Raw genomic sequence first — 16,943 nt, 5'->3', positions numbered from 1 at the left:
TAATTGACAAATTTATATGGAATAATAGAATTTTACTAAAAATTAATCTTCATTAAACCAATAGCGGTCGAATTATTATCAAATGTTTTATGTGATAATATCACTAGGCTATTTCCACCTTCATTTACTATTTTTTGAATATCATAAAAACCAGTACTATTAAACATAAAATTTTGGCCTTCTAACTGAGTACCAGATTGCGAAAATTTTAATAAGTAGGAAATATGATTGGCTGAACCTTCATCTATTGTTGAGATAATAATATTTCCATCACCATCTTCTGTTAAGCTAGTGATTTTATTGCCAAATTCAGAAAAAGAATAAATACTTTGAATTTCATTGTTATTTTTCCCATTGTAATCTTTAGAAATCAAAAATATAGAGTCATTATCTATATAGTTTCCAGCTACATAATTTTTACCATTCGAGTGATATAGTATGTCACCAAATTCTTCATTTTGGTCTGAACCTATATAAATAATTTCACTGGCGGTTGAATTTAAATCAGAATAAATATGCCAACTGATATTGTCAGATGAACCTGAAACGGATCCATTTGGGTTTTCACTAAAATTCTGACCTAATACTTCATATAATCTATTGGGGGTATTTCCCTTTCTTATTTTGAAATCTGTACTGTTATTAAAAACAATATCATCAGGTTTTTGCCTTATTGCTGTAATAATAGAATCATTCTTATCATTGAAATCCATAGCAGTTAAATCGAAAATCTGTGTATATCTATTTAAGTTCCCACTTGAACTTTGTCTAATATTTCCTACACAAATAATATTTGGAGGTAGAATTAGAAAGTCATTTAATTGCACTATTCGATTTTGATTGACTCCTAAAGTTTTTATTTCAGCAGACAAAGAGTCTTCAATGTTTGCATTAGAAGCTCTTGCAGGTATTCCATCTAAGTTCGTTTTAATTAATATATTTTGGTGAACATTAACTTGTGATTGATCAGTTCTACGATTTCCCATTATGTAAACTGAATTATCGGCCTCATTAAATTTGACACTTACGGCTTCATCATAGAAATCAGTGGTAATCTGATAGAGACTTCTTTGAAGTCCATTGTTAGCCACATTAATTACTATAATATCAGAATTTTCTTCTGATTTTAAATTTCCTACAACTATATATCCTGTTGATTCTGGTTTACAGATAAAATCAACAGCTTCAACATTTTCTGAAACAGCATATAATTTATCGAAACTAGGTAATTGTTCGCTTTCTAAGGCTTCAAAATTGCATGCGGAACATATCGCAAGTAACAGAAGAATAATATGTAAGAAATGTCTAGTTATCATTGAAAATTAAAGAAAGGGATATTAAATGTGAGATTTAATTGAAATACTAAATTTGCGATATCATCATCTTTCAAAACCATCCCATTTAAAACTGTTGTTTTGACAGCCTCTTGCCTCGCTAAATCATTTAGATGGTTTCTAAAGTAATTACTTACTCCTAATTTGACTTCGCCATAATTTTCTCCAATTTTTATCATTGTCCCTATATTGGCATTAACAGCAAAATTAAAAATTGCTCTTCTGTCTAAAACACTTTCAGGACCTGCTATATTTTCTTCATCTACAGATTCAGAAAAGCCATTTATATAGTTCGATATTTGATAATTAAAATTTCCTCTTCCAGTAGCCCCTATTTCAACAAAAGGTTTCCATTGATAAAAATCTTTCATATATCTTGCCATCAAATTTAAATTAATACCACTGTTTGAGCTTTGGTATTCGATTGTTGTGAAACTTCCATCTAACGATTCATTTCTTTCAAAGTATCCATATCTTTGATTTTGATATTGTAATTCTGCACCCACTACAATACTTTTCACCAAAGGATATAAATACTGAATCCCTATTTGTTCTAAAGAAAATTTTGGAATATAATTAGGAGCTTCGTTACCCAATGGATTAGTAGATCTGTAGTCAACAAGTCTAATGTAATTAAGATTAGTGCCAAAAGTCACTCCAATGAAATATTTTATGTCAGTATCTATACTATTATATAATGAATACAATTCAGATGGATCAACATTATCAATTACCTGATAATCTGTTTTAATATTTAATAACTTAATTAAGGTAGATCTTGCCTTTTCTTGTTGGTTTATATTAATATAAGTAAGCGTTAAAAGCCTTAAGGCCACAATTTTTTGAGTTTTATCAAAGCCGTTTTCTAAACAATCGTTTAGTTTGCCTGGTACTGCGTATAGATTACCACTTGAATAATCTGCACGTGCCTCATTTAAATTTCTTTCACAACTAGACTGTGCAACTAATTGAATGGATGCTAAAACGATAAATGATATGGTGATTATAAAAATTTTCATCTTGCCGCATCTAGAAATTTACTTTCTTCAAATATTGGATCATATTCTAAATCATCACCAATATATCTATCCCATTCTTCAGGAGTAATATCTCTGCTCATTTTTTCTTTCAAAGTTTCAGCAAGTAATTGACTTTTAATAGGGTATAAGCGAAAAACTTGATCTTTACATCCAGCAAAAATATGAGATTCGTCCATAAGCGCAATAGCATTAACCCATGAACCAGGTTCATTTATAATCATCGGAAATTCATCAGGATCATTTAAGTTCCATATACGAATAGTTCCTTTAGTACTTGCTGCAATTATTTGATTTTCTTTTTCATTAAAGGTGATATCAGTCATGATTTCTCCATCGCTACCTCTTAATGTAATTGAATTTGTTACATCATACTGATCATTGAGATAGAATAAATTAACCTGACCTGAGTTGTCACCAGCAGCTAAAATATTATTTCCAATTGACAGGGAATGTATATATCTATTATTTGAATCGCGGATAACTGTTTTACTCTCTTTAGAATTTAAATCCCATAGTTCAATTTTTCCATCCGTATTTCCTGTGGCCAAATAATCATTATTCAATAGTTCAATATCGTAAATTCTACTGTTTGTATTAAGGAAAGGTTCAATCCTATTATTTGAAAATTTATAAATGTTATTATCAGAAGCTGAAAGATAGAAATCCGTACTGCCTTTAACAAAACTGATATCATAAGCATAGCTATCAGGTAGGCTGTATTTTTTAACTTCTCTGATTCTATTAGAAACGTCAATAACATAAAAATCAGAACCATCTGTTAAGGCAACTAAACTTTTATTTTCTTCATCAACATAAATTTTCTTGACAAAAACATTTTCTTCATCAAAAATAACTATGCTTCTGTTGGCAGTCATATTATCAACTTCCCATGCATTTATTCTTCCTGAAGTACCCGTTGTGTACAAATATTTACCTTTTACAAATTGTAATGATCTAACATCAGTAGATTTACTTCTGAAAGCGTTATAGTAATCCTGATCGAAATTTTTTACAGCATAGAAAAGACCATTGTAAATGTCATTATTACTGTCATAGCCTTCATTATTAATATTATACTTAAATCCAAGATAAGCTAATAGCGCTTGTAATTGATCATCTTCCATTTGCAATGACTTTACAGCCAATGATTGTGCAATAGCTCTTAAACTTAATTGTCTTGTATTCTTTCTTTCTGATTGTAAATCACTATTGATTTTTTCGAGTTCTTTTTGTTGCTCTTGTGCTAATCTTCTTGCTCTACTTTCTTGCTCAGCTTTTAAAGCTAATTCTTGTCTTGCCTGACGCTCAACTTCCTGTGCTTCTTGAGCTAATAAGAAGTTATACTCAGCTTTTTCTCTTTCAGCATTAGCTCTAATACTTGATTTATTTGCCTCAATTCTTCTTCTTTGTGCCTTTAATTCACTTTCTTTTGCTCTTTCTGATTCTCTTTGAGCTTCCAAAGATTTTGCTTCGGCAATTTCTCTTTGTCTCTCTGCAACCCTACTTTGGTTAAAGGCATAGAATAAGAAAACTAATGAAAGCACTGCTGCAGTCCCTAAAATCGTTGCAATAATTTTAGATCTTTTCAAACGCTTTCTTTGAAGCATTTCTTTGGTTTCCAATTCCTTTTTATAGGATTGCTCACTTTTTTCTAGGAATAAAATAACCGCTTCAAAATTGTTTTCATATTGAAGAGCCCACTTAAGTGTTGGTTTAGTATTGTTCCTCCATTCTATAGCTAATTGTAAATCAGGTGGTCTCCATAAACCACCACTACCGTTTTGGTATTTGTTGGCTGCTTCTGATAGTCTAAGATAAATTCTAGCAGATTGAGATTCTTGCTGTACCCAGTTTCTCAATCTATACCAAACCCTCATCAAAGCCTCGTGACTTATATCGATTACGGATTCGCTGGTTAATTCAACTTCCTCACGAGGAGTTAAGAGTGCTCTACCTTGAATTCTAAATTTATCGATGATTTTAATCAGCACATGTTCTTCTTCATCCACAATTTGAGAAATCTCTCGAAGTGGGGTTGGCCTTCTAATACCATCATTATCACTTCTTTTTTCGGTGATAGTCTTAAATAATTTCTCGCAGATCTCCTTCTCTTCTTCATTTAATTCATAAAAAGCTTCATCCGCGTGTCGTGATAAAGCTTCATTAACTCCTCCAATTGCCTCATAATGAATGAAATCAAGCTGATCTTTATCATTTCCTGAGTCAGACCAATAATCCCATGTTCTCATTAATGCATGCTGCAATACTGGTAATTGATCAAACCGATCCCCCATATCGTTTAATAACCTTTGGACTAATCGATTTGATATTTTTGCATCACCTACAGCAACTGGCCCCGTAATAACAAGCTTCTTTTGTTCACGGGTCATTTGAGGTATCAAATAGTGACTATCATTAATTTTATTGGTTAATTCTGGAAACTGTTCACAATCTCCTAGGAAATCGGAACGCATAGATAAAGCAATATAGATTGGGACTTCTGTTTGCTCTATAGCCTCCAAAATCAAATTAACATAAGCTAATGATTCATTAATATGTCGTGGTTCACCTAATTTTCTGAATCTGAATATTTCTTCAAATTGATCCAGATACAATAGTAAGTTTTTGCCTTTTAAATGCTTATTAAGTTTGAATAAGTCACTTAAGCCTTTGGTGCTTTTATGGAGCACAGCTTCAAATAAATATTCATTGATAAGATTATGGGCAGTATCTAATTCGTCCTCTTTGCTTTTTTGCTCTATATGTTTCTTGAAACCAAGTGCTAAATTTTTAATAGGGTTGAGTCCTGGCTTAGCAGTTATAATTTCCCATTCATTTCCTGCTTTAGAAATAAAGCCTCCATGCAGAGTAGGAATAACACCAGAAAACATTAAAGATGATTTACCTGTACCTGATGAACCGAGAATATTAACAAAACGGTTTTTTTCCAATATAGCTAATACCTCATCACTTTGCCCTTCACGACCAAAATAAAGATAGCTTTCATCTATACCAAAAGGTCTTAAACCTGGAAATGGATTAAAATTGTTTTCCCTATTATTAATAAAAGTTTCTTGCACTTAAACTGCTAAATTTTGTACTACCTCAAATAATTCTTCTGGTTTGTTTTTTGGAATCAGTTGAAAATCTTTGAGTTTTTCCCGGTTAAATATAGTATTATCATTGAACAAAATATATTTACCTAATATTTCTTTTTCATTTCTAAAACCCGGAGCCTTCTTTATCTCTGCAGACATAGAACTTAACCAAGGTAAATTATTTTTAAAAAATAAAATGAAGAAATAGTCAGCTTTTCTTAATAATTCATAATGTAAATGCCTATAATCAGTCACATTCTCCACATTATCAATTAATTTTAGTTCAAATTTCTCTGAAATATTTTTATTCCTCAATAAGTCATCAAAATTCGCTTTATCGATTTTGCTATCAGAAATTACGTAAATTAATTCTTTTAAAGATTCTTTTTCAACCTCAGTACTTATCTTAATTTTAGTAATGTTTTCCTTTACAATTTCTTTAAATTCTTCAATTGTAGATTCAACTGCCTCAATATTAGGGTAAGGCTTTAATTGAACCTTTAATTCACTGTAATGAGCTTTCTTTTCTGGTTTTTGACTTTCAACAGGACTAAACCATATCAGTCTTTTAATATTTGAACATTTATCAAAAGCTTTTTTTCTTTGCTCTCTTGTCAATCCTATAAATTCATCTGGAAAATGAATGGCCAGATCACATTTTTTCATGAAGAACTCCTCTGGATCAGACATATAGTTTGCCTCAATTGAGAAATCTTCATCTGGAAATATCTCAGAGCCATATGCTTTAAGTTCCCTTTTAATAGTATTTCTGTTATGATAATAAGCTTTATTTTTATCAGAAATAAAGATGGTATTTTTAGGCTCATTTACTTCTTTTGATAGAATTGAAATGGTATCCAATAAAACATCAGCAAATACTTTCCAGTAGTTTTCATTTTCTTGGTATTCACTCCAGCCTTCATAAGTTTCATAATTTTGCTCATTTATTAAGCTATTATCATAAAACCTATAGTAAGTAGGAGTGGAGAGAGATAAAGGTAAATCTTCAATTTTTACAGGTGCTTTGAATACTTTTTTAATCTTAGAATTAATAAGAGGAATGTCAAAATTAAAGGCTTGCTCCAGTTCATTAGAATCTTGATTAAGGTTAGAAGAAAACACCATGGCAGGGGATAATATGTAAAATATTAAATCAGCACGGTCAAAATCATCTTTAGTAATTAATTCTAGCTCATTTTTGTATTCAAATTCAACCGGATTTTCAAGCTGATAAGCTAGTCCAGTTTTTAAAAACTTTACGAAATAATCAACCCATCCCAATTCTTGGTCAGAACCTTTTATATTATCGTTTTGAGTAAACTTTAAGATGATATGTTTCTTTTCTTCTTTCATAATTTCAATCCAATTACCAGTATATCATCTGTTTGTGGATAACCTGATTTCCATTCTTCTATTTCTTCATGCAAAATAGTTTTTTGATCTAATACATCTTTATCATGAATTCTTAGCAATAATTTCTTAAAATTGCCTACCAAATACTTAAAGCCTTTTTCACCTCCAAATTGATCTTGATAACCATCAGAGAATAAATAGAAGGTTCTTTCTTTACCATCTGTTAAATCTAATTGATGTGTGGTAAAGATTCTATCATCTCCTCTTTGTTGGCCACCGATCGCATGTTTGTCACCTTTGATTCGAATCAATTCATTATCTTCAATATACATTAGTGGGTTCTTAGCTCCTGCGAAATACAGCTGCTTAGTAGTTTTATTATAAGTGATTAAGGTCATATCCATACCATCATTCACTTGTGTTTCATTTTGACGCAAATCATGTATGATGTCATGGTTCATATCAGTCAATATTTGCCCAGGATCATAAACCTTTTTCAGTTTTGTGATATTATTTAGCAAGTTCATACCTACCACACTTACAATTGCTCCTGGTACACCATGCCCTGTACAGTCAACCGCGGCAAGTATTAATAGGTCTTCTCCTTTTTCATTTTTGACTTGGTTGAACCAAAAGAAGTCACCACTTACCATATCACGAGGCATAAAATAAACAAAGCTTTTTTCAAATGCTTTTTTAATTTCTACCTCAGTACTCATTAGTGCATTTTGAATTCTCTTAGCGTAATTAATACTTGAAGTTAATTTACTGCTGGTTTCTTCAAGAAGGTCTTTCTGTTTTTTAATTTGTTGATTGGTTAATGAGAGCTCGTATTTTTGAGATTCAATCTGCTTATTCTTTTTTTCTAATTCACTTTTTTGTGAGGTGATTAACTCATTTAATTGTTTTAACCTTTCAGCCTTCAATACTTGTAAATGAGATTTTTTCTCAAGATCTTCAAGACCTTTATGTAATTCTTCCTCAAGATCTCTTGCTCTATTATTTTTAATACTGATTACTGTTCTGTATCCGACAAAACCTAAAAGAAAAACTGATATAATACTTGTTAAATAAAACCAATTTCTTTTCCATATTGGAGGTATAACGTAGATGTTAATGTTTGCTTGATTTGCACTTTCTATTCCATTACTATTATATCCTATAAAATTGATTGTATTTAAACCGTCATTTAAGTCAGTCAGAATAATTTTTTCTCCATTTCTTATTCGTCTTTCCGCTTGGCTCGTGCTTAAATTTTTATAACCTATAGTGGCTTTATCACAATTGAAGTGAGATATAACACTAGGTTCAATAATAACTATTGCATTACTGCTAATTTTCTCTTGATTTTCTAAAAAGTAAGTAGTGTCGTAAGGATTATTAAAATTATCTAACTCATAAGCAAAAGCATTTTTAACACTTACACTGGGGGGAACTAAATTGGGTATTTCTTTTAAAGGGTTATAAATGGAAATTCCATTATCATGAGTAAACCATAGAAGCGAAGTAGAATCTTTTTTGGCACTTTTAAAGTAAGTAGAAATTAGAAAATCATTTTTGTTATACTCCGTGAAATTCTCTAGTATGCTCTCCTCTTTATCAGGATTTACAGGGAATCTTAATAATTTGTCTGGAGTTGAGATCCATAAATTATTTTCAAAATCATCAAATGTATTAAGAATTCTAAGTTCAGTTGTTAAATCAGTTTTTATATTAATTTTTGTAAAATCACCTTTATAATTTACCTTAAATACATCTGACAAAGTATGATACCAAAAACCTTCTTTAGCGGGGATAATGTTATTAATTTTAATAGAATCAGGGAATTCAATTGAATTCATCATTACGCCCTCATAGCTTAATCTGTTTATAGAATTGTCAGAATAAGCCACTATACTATTGTTGGTATGAATCAAATTATTTACTGAGCTAAGATTTACAATTTTTGAAATGGGTTCAAAATCTTTATTGACAGTAAATAAATTATTATTTTGACTTTTTGCTAAAAATGTATTTTCATCAATATAAGCAGTAGGATAGAAGAGGTTATCTTTTTTTACTAGTTGTAAGCTTCGCTTATCTCCAGATAATTTATAAATATTTTCATTGAGCGTTATGATCCAATCTTCTCCGTTGTAAAATGCATGATAATTATCAAGTGGTTTATCACTGCTATTAATTTGAATTTTTCTTAATCCAGTAAGGGCACTGTAGTAGATGATTTGATTATTCGAAATAATAATATTGCTCGTTTCTCCAGTAAATATTTCTAATACATCATCAATTAATAATTTAGAGAAAGCGTTATTTTGGCTGATTTTAGTAAGATTATTTTGGCCTAAAACCCATAGGTTACTTTCTTTATCATTAAATAGTTTATTTCCAGTAATTTGTTTAGTTCCATTTTCATAAAAAGCAGGATTGACATTCATTAAATCATTAACCTTTAAAGCTTTATTTTTATTCAAAAACCAGGTTTTACCAAAGTCGTCAATAATAAAATCCATTATTGCAGAATTACTGCTAAAGTCTCTTACAATTTTTTCATCATTTAATTGAAAAATCGCATTTTCACTTAATATGTAAATGGAAGAGTCATATTCAATTATTTTTGTTGGTTTAAGAAATGATCCAAATGATGAAATTTCTTTGTTGCCTTCAATTAGACTAATTCCATTAGAATGACCTATTATTGTAATATTATTACTAACCTTAAAAGTATTGAAAGCATCACTACTACTAGTATATATTTTATTTAAGTTGCCATCACCCCACTTAAATAAGCTGTTTTTACTAATCATCCATAATTCATCATTGAATATTTCAAATTGAACTATAGCATCTGTTGAAATTTCAGCTAATGAGTCTGATTTAGGGGAATAAAGTAGTAATAAGTTATTGGTAGCAATGAATAATTGGTTTTGGTATGCTTGTAGTGCATTAATAGATTTATTTTTAATGCCTACTTCTTTAAAATCACTACCATCATAGCTAAGAATACCTTTATCTGTATTAAAATAAATAATTAAATTATCTGCTTGAGTGGCCGATATGAAATTTCTTTCACCTAAGAAGTCATTTACTTCAAATTTTTCTGTTTTTTGAATTTGTGAAAAACTACTAAATGGTATTATAAACAGATAGAAGAAAATGGTAATATAGGGTATACTAGTTTTCAAGCAGCGTTTTGATTTAGTTCTTTGATGTTTTTACTCTTGTCTTTATCTGGCAAGATATTAATATATTTTTGTATTATCTCATTATACCCTTGAATTATATTCATTAGGGTAACTTCTTCTATAATTAAAAACCGAGTATCTTCTTCACAATAAAAGAAAACATTATCGGCTAAAGTTTCATGATCAGATAATCTAATGATGTCCCTTTTATTATATTCATAAAAATCAATTCCATTTTTAGAATAAGATATGGTTCCCGTTTCAATAATCCAGTAACCTAAATTAGATTCTTTTTGCAACGATATCTTGTGTTCTCCAGCTTTTAAAACACTGACTTTAAAATAAGTATGGAAATTAATAATTTCAGAAATTGATAACGAATTTAAATAAGGAATGCTGATTAAGAATTTGATTTTATCCTCCAGCATTAAATTGTCAGCATTAATTTGCTTAGGGTTAGCAATATCGAGATTAGATCTAATTAAATAATCAATTCGCTTGGACTCATCATCTACAAGTCTATCTAAAAATATAGTATAAAACTCTGGTAAGTTATTGTAAATATTAACAGCAGCCACTTCTTTCAATAACCTATTCTTGTTTAAAAATTCTGCGGCTAATTCAAATGGAATATCTTCTTTATAGGTGTAATGCAAAATATTAAGTGCGCAGGCTCTGGTCCAGCTATTAATTTGATCGTATTCCTTTTTTAAAATATGCCAAATAAGTTCTTCCTCGGCTTCAAATTTAGGTTTTAGATTTATCCCTGGAAATTCATCTTGAAGAGCTTCTAATAATACTCTTTCATAGGGAGAAAAGATTGTTTTTAATTTATCTCTAACAGAAATGTTATCCTCAAACATAATATCTATCAAGAGATTAGTGGCAGCATGAAGTGATTTATCTTGGCTTTTATAGCCATTAAATATTTTTTCAACTACCTCCCCATGATAATATAATTTCACAATATTGATAATAAGGTATATGGCTTCCTTATTCTCATTCTCAATTGCATTTCTTAAGGTTTTAAACTTTTCATTTTGAAGCTGTAGTTGATTAATGAGATAGTCATTACTTAAAATGCTTAACACCAAATCATCAAATAGTCTTTTAAAATATCTTCTGTGATTTTCAGTAATTGGAATGTCATATTCTACAATTTTCTTCGCAGCTATCTTTCTTACATTACTATCATTATCATTTAATGCAGAAAAAAGCAAATTATAATTACTATGGTTCTCTATTTGACAAATCAGATTAAAACATGAATCAACAAACAATAGATTATCCTTTCTTTTAAAGTATTCGATTTCAAGATATTTGATTGATTTTTCTCCTATTTTTTTAAGAGCCATTTGTGCCCAATGGGTCAAATTAGGTTTTTCAAGATGCTCAATTAATATTGAGATAATATTGATGTCATCATAATATCCTGCAACGATACAAGCCGGTTTTACTATAGCTATTCGGCTATCATTAAGTAATTTAATAATTAAATTCTTATCATCTTTTGTGATCTGCTTTCTTATTATTCCTTTAATGATGCTTAAATCATTGGACTGTTCAATAAACTCAAATGGATTCTCAACAAGTTCTATTTTTCTTCTCAGGTTTTTAAGATAAAAGTGAACCTCAGAGAGAACCTTAAAGATTTTATCATCACTTGAGGTATTTGTAATAATAGCTTCTAAACTTTCTATTAGATCAATAGCTGAAAGTCTTTGCAGAGTTAATAGTAGACGTTTCTGGTTATCATAATTAAGTTGATGAAAGTCGTCTTCTAATTGTATTATTGTTTGATATGGATTTTCTTCAAAAATTAAAGATTTGTAACGATCTTCCGTTTCAATACTTTTTGCATCTGAATCAATTTTGAAGTAAAGAAAGATCGATTTATGTATAAATCCATTTAAGAAAAACATGATTCCAGAAAAAATCATGAGAAAACCAGTAGGGAAATAAAGAGAGTATTCCAGTGATTTTGGAGTGTAATCGTAAGCTAAACCGAAAATAGCTACAGAAATTAAAATCACATATATCTCGTAATTTTTATAATTTGCTAAAGGCCTGCTTTGAATTATTTCAATAATTGCTTTTTCATTATTTTCACTAAATGCATTCCAGAAATAAAAAGAAATTAGTAAACCTGACATGAATAGAATTGATCCAATAAGTCCAAACTCTATTTCAATTCCCCCTGCTTGTCTATTGAAATAAATTAAAATAATTACAAGTAAAGAAAAAACTAGATTGAATATGTTAAATTGGTTAGCGAACAGATTTTGATGAATTTTTGAGCGTAAAAGCCAATATAAACTGTACCTAACTTTGCTATTTATAAAACTGATTAATACTAAAGACCCTAATGCTAATATATAGGCAAAATCAGGATCAAGAATACTATACGCACCGAATAAATAAATAAATGTAAGAGAACCAAAACACAATAAATTCAGGAAGTATATAATTGTACTATACCTTAGAATCTTACTTTTGTATAAGTTCTTGTATGTGTGCGTGTTTGAGTTCATATTTTAAATCTAAACTTAAATAATTGTTTAGACAACCTTTTCCTGATAATCGAAAGAAAAGTTTAATTAATCGAAATTTTATTACATGTGAAATTTTTTTTAGCGAAAAGATGAGGATAATCACTATTATTGTTAAATAATCAAAAATTACTTTTTAATGAGTGTATTAGAAATTCCAGCTAAAGAGGCAGCTCCATACGTACGATTTGATGAAGAAAATGGTACTTTGCAAATAAAAGGCAAATCTTATGATGAAGATGTTGTAATGCTTTACAGCATGCTTAGAAATAAGTTGAAAGCATTTGGAGGTAAAAGTCCTGATAAATTAGATGTTAATATTTACTTGAAATATTTTAATACTTCTTCATCTAAATGTTTATTTGATTTATTATCTGATCTTAAAGATTTAGAAGATAATGGAACTAAACTATCTATAGTTTGGAACTTTGTTGAAGGAGATGATGAAATGGGAGAGGATATTGAAGATTTTAGAGATTCACTAGATATGGAATTTGAAGTAGTGCCCTTAGAAGATGATATGGCTTAATTAAAATTATTTCAATAAAAAAGGGAGACTCACATCATTAAGTCTCCCTTTTTTATTGAAATGTCTGTCTAGTCCTGAAATAGCATTACATAAAAGTATCGCTATGAAAGAAAAATCAGAAAATCAATTTTCTAACTCAATATCATAAATACCATATAATTTCTTTCGCTCTATACTACTCATAATATCTTTAGATGGTATTTCTTTTAACTGTTTTTGTCTACTCAGTTCATCGCTTCCTGCTAAATAAACTAAAGCTTCTTTCAAAAGCCTTTCATTTACATCTCCTAATTGAAGTTTAACCAATGAGTTATCTTTCAATGCAATATCAGGATAAAACCCTAAATCATAATCTGATTGATTTAAACTGTTAAAGGATTTCGTAATAATAGGTTGCATTCCCCAATTGTTTTCATTGTTATTTTCTTCGTAAAAGGAAGTAGATCCCACATTTTTTCCTACTGTAGTATCACCTATAATGAAAATATCCATAAACGGATTTAATCCATTAATTAATAATTCAGAGGCCGAGGCAGTTCTGGATGAGGTTATCACAGTTAGTTGAGGACTTTGTAACTGAGCCCCAATATTGGCAGCTTTGTTAACAAAGGTTCTATAGAGTGATTCTTCACCATATTCATCTATAAATGCTTGCTCTAGGCCCTCGTTATATTTTCTTTTCACAAAAATATCTTGATCCGATACATTAGATCCGATTAAGCTGGCTAAATTAATTGTTGCTCTTTCAGCTCCACCACTATTATATCTTAGATCTATCACTAAATGATCTACAGATTCAGATTTAAATTTTTCAAAGATAACATCCATTTCAGAAGCATAAGCCGCACTATCATCGTCTGTTCCTACTGCAAAGAAATTATAAACATAATAAGCTATTTTTTTTCCATTGCGAGAATACACCGTGTCCATGAAGTTTGGATTTTCAGCAAATTGAATAGGAGTAATGCTTACATCGCCTTCAGTTAAAAATTCTTCTGAGTCAAAATCAAACCTTTTAATGGTAAGGCTATGGGTTTCTTTTAGTTCACCTAATAATGATGAATAATTATCTACTGTTAATATGCTACCATTAATATGTGTAAATAAGTCTCCTCTTCTCAGATTTACTGATTCCGCAGGAGAGTTTTCTTTGATATAGGCTATCTGTCCGACTACTCCATTTACCCTATCTGGATCGTTATAAAGAATATACTCATATCCACCTTCCTTCGATATCCCTTGAAGAGAATTTAGCAATTCTTTAAAATTTGACTGAATCCAAGAGAATCGATCTTGGTTTGAAAGCAAACTATAGAAAAAATCTTCAGGATTTTGCCCTTCAATATTTTTATTCGGAAGATCATCCGTCCAATAATAATAAAGGTTCAGATTATCGTAAATCCAATTGTTAACATATTCATTGGTTCCATTTTCGTATTCTATCGGCTCAGGATCATCCTTTTTACATGAAGAACTTATAAATAGAATTAACATTGACCAAATAGCAATTCTTTTCATACTGTAGTAATTGGTTTTAGGTTAAAATAATAATTAATGATGGTGAAAAGTTCCCTTTACTCTATAATAGGAATTAGCAACTAATTTAAAACCATCTTTTTGATGGTGAGCATTAAAATAGCCACCTCTCGGACTTAATTGTCGCGATTCCAAATGTGATTTATTTAATCTATTAGCCCAATAGTCAACTAAAACGGCTTGTGTAGAACCTGTAGCATGATCTTCTAATTGTAATACATGTGGCACTAATGTTCTACAAACAAAATCATCATTTTTAGATGATGGAGCCGTTACCGCATAACCAAATACATCTATTTCCTTTAATGCCTCAAAATCTGGCTTCATATTAGCAAGCTCTTCCTCACCTTCTAAAACTACAATATTTTTATTTTCAGTAGCATAATGTTCCACAATCTTTTTACCCAGGGCTGCTTCAAGGCCAGCCGGTGGTTCAGATTGAGAATCTCTATTTATATTTTGCATTTTTGTGTAATGCTGATTTTCCCCTTCAATACCTGATTCAATGACAGTGTTGTTTTTGATAAGTTTTAAACCATTTTGGGCGATTTCAGAAAATTCATTTGAAAGAAAAACGGTTGCCGCCATAGCACCATGACCACATAATCCTATTTCAGCATCTGGAGCAAACCATCTTATTCGAAATTCATTTTCTTTGCTGGTTTTCCATAAAAAGGTAGTCGCTGGTTGTTGTAATTCAGTAGCAATAGCCTGTAAATCATGATCGGATAAGTTATCATTTAATAAAATTACAGAGGATGGATTTCCTTTAGCTGAAATTTTATCATTTGAAAAAACATTAATTATTGCGAATGGAGATTCTGTTTTCATAGTTTAAAGTAATATTACCAGTAGAAAAATTATAGCCAGAAGAATGGCGACCCACTGTAAGCTTTTCTGATAAGAAGACCTGGGAAATTCATAACTACAAATAGGACAAACTTTTTCTTCTTTATCAATCATCATAGCACAGGATGGACACTCTTTTTTCATAAAATACTGTTCTAACTTAAAATAAATTCATTGTGTAAATTAAATAACAATATAGATTGTTTAAAAATTAACTTACAGTTGTATTTAAGTGATTTATTTTATAAATTGAGTCTTAACGGGTAGAGGTTTTAATCTCAACGTTATGATGAGGTAGGATTTTATGGTGAATAACCGCCATAATCACCCCAAAGGCGAGCAATTACTCGCCTTTTGGTGTATTATGGAGTATGTATTATTCCTTATTTTCAGATTTTTTATCCTCTTTTTTAGGTTCTTCAGGGGGGCTATCTAATATATTACCGTATTCGTCAACATAGGCGATCATTGCATCTAAGCTACCTCCTTTTGACTGCTCTTTACGAAGCTCTTTCTTTTCTTGCTTCTCTTCTTTTTTCTTTAATTTCTTTTTTTCTTTTTGCTTTTTCATAAAGCTATTTTGTGATCTTGCCATAAAGTAGGGTTTAAATTAAAACATAAGACAAGTATTTTACTTGAATGAAAGATCCCTCTTGTTAGAGGTACAAAGGAGGATAACCAAGGTAAGGTATCGTTTCAGATATATGCAAATGGTTAAACTTGCTTTGGAGATGGCAAAGTTACCAAAAAGCGATGAGAATAACTATTATTAAATTAATAGCTTTTTCTCCCTCATCTTTTAAAGATACTTTATAGATTTACCAAATAAGAAAATTTTACAAATTTGAAAAGACCACAAACCTTAGAAGAAGAGTTAGCAAACAGCCTTACACATGGATTTGGAATTCTATTCAGTGTGGTGGCTATATCCTTATTGATTACTTTTTCAGTATTAGAAGGAAGCGTACTTCATATTATCAGCAGTAGTTTTTTTGGTGGAGCATTTTTATTAATGTACACTTTTTCAACTATTTATCATGCTATACAACACGAGAAATCAAAGGCAATCCTTAGGATCTTTGATCACATTAGTATTTATTTTTTAATTGCAGGTACCTATACTCCATTTTTAATTTTAGGAGTTGGAGGATTCACCGGTTGGTTAATGTTCGGAATAGTTTGGGGGATTGCCTTGATTGGAACAATATTTAAGATATTTTTCACCCATCGGTTCCCTCGCTTATCACTTTTTCTGTATTTAGGAATGGGTTGGATAGCTGTGTTTATTGCGAAGCCGTTATTCTTAGAGTTATCTACTACGGTTTTATCTTTATTGATTGGGGGAGGAGTGAGTTATACCTTGGGGACTATATTTTATACAAATCAAAAAATGCGTTATGCTCATGCTATTTGGCACGTATTTGTTTTAATAGGCACTATAACGCATTTCATTGCTGTTATGTATTTACTGTAATT

Annotated in this window: 11 protein-coding genes; 2 read left to right on the top strand and 9 right to left on the bottom strand. The window is 30.2% G+C overall.

Annotated elements, in window-relative coordinates:
- Nucleotides 1–35: 35 nt before the first annotated feature.
- From QYS48_RS17085 to QYS48_RS17060, 6 genes are read right to left on the bottom strand one after another with little or no spacing between them, the layout of a single operon-like run.
- On the bottom strand, nt 36–1,316 hold the full coding sequence (locus QYS48_RS17085; RefSeq protein WP_308356990.1) for a hypothetical protein: 1,281 nt from the start codon (nt 1,314–1,316) through the stop codon (nt 36–38).
- The gene (locus QYS48_RS17080) at nt 1,313–2,353 is read right to left on the bottom strand and encodes a hypothetical protein (RefSeq protein ID WP_308356989.1); all 1,041 of its coding nucleotides are present in this window, start codon (nt 2,351–2,353) and stop codon (nt 1,313–1,315) included. The genes QYS48_RS17085 and QYS48_RS17080 overlap by 4 nt, the downstream gene beginning before the upstream one ends.
- Entirely contained in the window at nt 2,350–5,454 is a 3,105-nt protein-coding gene (locus QYS48_RS17075) for a hypothetical protein (protein WP_308356988.1), read from the bottom strand. The genes QYS48_RS17080 and QYS48_RS17075 overlap by 4 nt, the downstream gene beginning before the upstream one ends.
- Nucleotides 5,455–6,825 (bottom strand): hypothetical protein, encoded by a 1,371-nt coding sequence (locus QYS48_RS17070; RefSeq protein ID WP_308356987.1) that lies wholly within the window; start codon nt 6,823–6,825, stop codon nt 5,455–5,457.
- Nucleotides 6,822–10,004, bottom strand: a complete 3,183-nt coding sequence (locus tag QYS48_RS17065) for a SpoIIE family protein phosphatase (RefSeq protein ID WP_308356986.1) — start codon at nt 10,002–10,004, stop codon at nt 6,822–6,824. Before QYS48_RS17065 ends, QYS48_RS17070 begins: the two co-directional genes overlap by 4 nt.
- On the bottom strand, nt 10,001–12,157 hold the full coding sequence (locus QYS48_RS17060; protein ID WP_308356985.1) for a hypothetical protein: 2,157 nt from the start codon (nt 12,155–12,157) through the stop codon (nt 10,001–10,003). Before QYS48_RS17060 ends, QYS48_RS17065 begins: the two co-directional genes overlap by 4 nt.
- Before the next feature lie 535 nt (nt 12,158–12,692).
- Between QYS48_RS17060 and QYS48_RS17055 the strand changes: the two genes are divergently transcribed.
- On the top strand, nt 12,693–13,082 hold the full coding sequence (locus QYS48_RS17055) for a DUF1987 domain-containing protein (protein WP_308356984.1): 390 nt from the start codon (nt 12,693–12,695) through the stop codon (nt 13,080–13,082).
- A 123-nt stretch (nt 13,083–13,205) separates the two neighbouring features.
- On the opposite strand, the gene QYS48_RS17050 is transcribed toward QYS48_RS17055, so the two are convergent.
- From QYS48_RS17050 to QYS48_RS17040, 3 genes are all read right to left on the bottom strand, one after another.
- Nucleotides 13,206–14,600, bottom strand: coding sequence for a S41 family peptidase (locus tag QYS48_RS17050; protein ID WP_308356983.1), 1,395 nt, complete (start codon nt 14,598–14,600; stop codon nt 13,206–13,208).
- 33 nt (nt 14,601–14,633) lie between these two features.
- Nucleotides 14,634–15,449, bottom strand: a complete 816-nt coding sequence (locus QYS48_RS17045) for a PhzF family phenazine biosynthesis isomerase (RefSeq protein WP_308356982.1) — start codon at nt 15,447–15,449, stop codon at nt 14,634–14,636.
- Nucleotides 15,450–15,843: 394 nt separating this feature from the next.
- The gene (locus QYS48_RS17040; protein ID WP_308356981.1) at nt 15,844–16,062 is read right to left on the bottom strand and encodes a cold-shock protein; all 219 of its coding nucleotides are present in this window, start codon (nt 16,060–16,062) and stop codon (nt 15,844–15,846) included.
- Between the two features lie 249 nt (nt 16,063–16,311).
- Between QYS48_RS17040 and QYS48_RS17035 the strand changes: the two genes are divergently transcribed.
- Nucleotides 16,312–16,941 (top strand): hemolysin III family protein, encoded by a 630-nt coding sequence (locus tag QYS48_RS17035; protein WP_302100179.1) that lies wholly within the window; start codon nt 16,312–16,314, stop codon nt 16,939–16,941.
- Nucleotides 16,942–16,943 lie beyond the last annotated feature (2 nt).

It is taken from the genome of Marivirga arenosa, from assembly GCF_030503895.2.
GTDB lineage: Bacteria > Bacteroidota > Bacteroidia > Cytophagales > Cyclobacteriaceae > Marivirga > Marivirga arenosa.
This window is presented reverse-complemented; position numbering and strand designations above follow the sequence as displayed.

Bases quoted from the DNA above. Each gene is read 5' to 3' on its own strand.
- QYS48_RS17085 (WP_308356990.1), bottom strand. From the start codon at position 1,316: ATGATAACTAGACATTTCTTACATATTATTCTTCTGTTACTTGCGATA.
- QYS48_RS17080 (WP_308356989.1), bottom strand. From the start codon at position 2,353: ATGAAAATTTTTATAATCACCATATCATTTATCGTTTTAGCATCCATT.
- QYS48_RS17070 (WP_308356987.1), bottom strand. From the start codon at position 6,825: ATGAAAGAAGAAAAGAAACATATCATCTTAAAGTTTACTCAAAACGAT.
- QYS48_RS17060 (WP_308356985.1), bottom strand. From the start codon at position 12,157: ATGTCAGGTTTACTAATTTCTTTTTATTTCTGGAATGCATTTAGTGAA.
- QYS48_RS17055 (WP_308356984.1), top strand. From the start codon at position 12,693: ATGAGTGTATTAGAAATTCCAGCTAAAGAGGCAGCTCCATACGTACGA.
- QYS48_RS17050 (WP_308356983.1), bottom strand. From the start codon at position 14,600: ATGAAAAGAATTGCTATTTGGTCAATGTTAATTCTATTTATAAGTTCT.
- QYS48_RS17045 (WP_308356982.1), bottom strand. From the start codon at position 15,449: ATGAAAACAGAATCTCCATTCGCAATAATTAATGTTTTTTCAAATGAT.
- QYS48_RS17040 (WP_308356981.1), bottom strand. From the start codon at position 16,062: ATGGCAAGATCACAAAATAGCTTTATGAAAAAGCAAAAAGAAAAAAAG.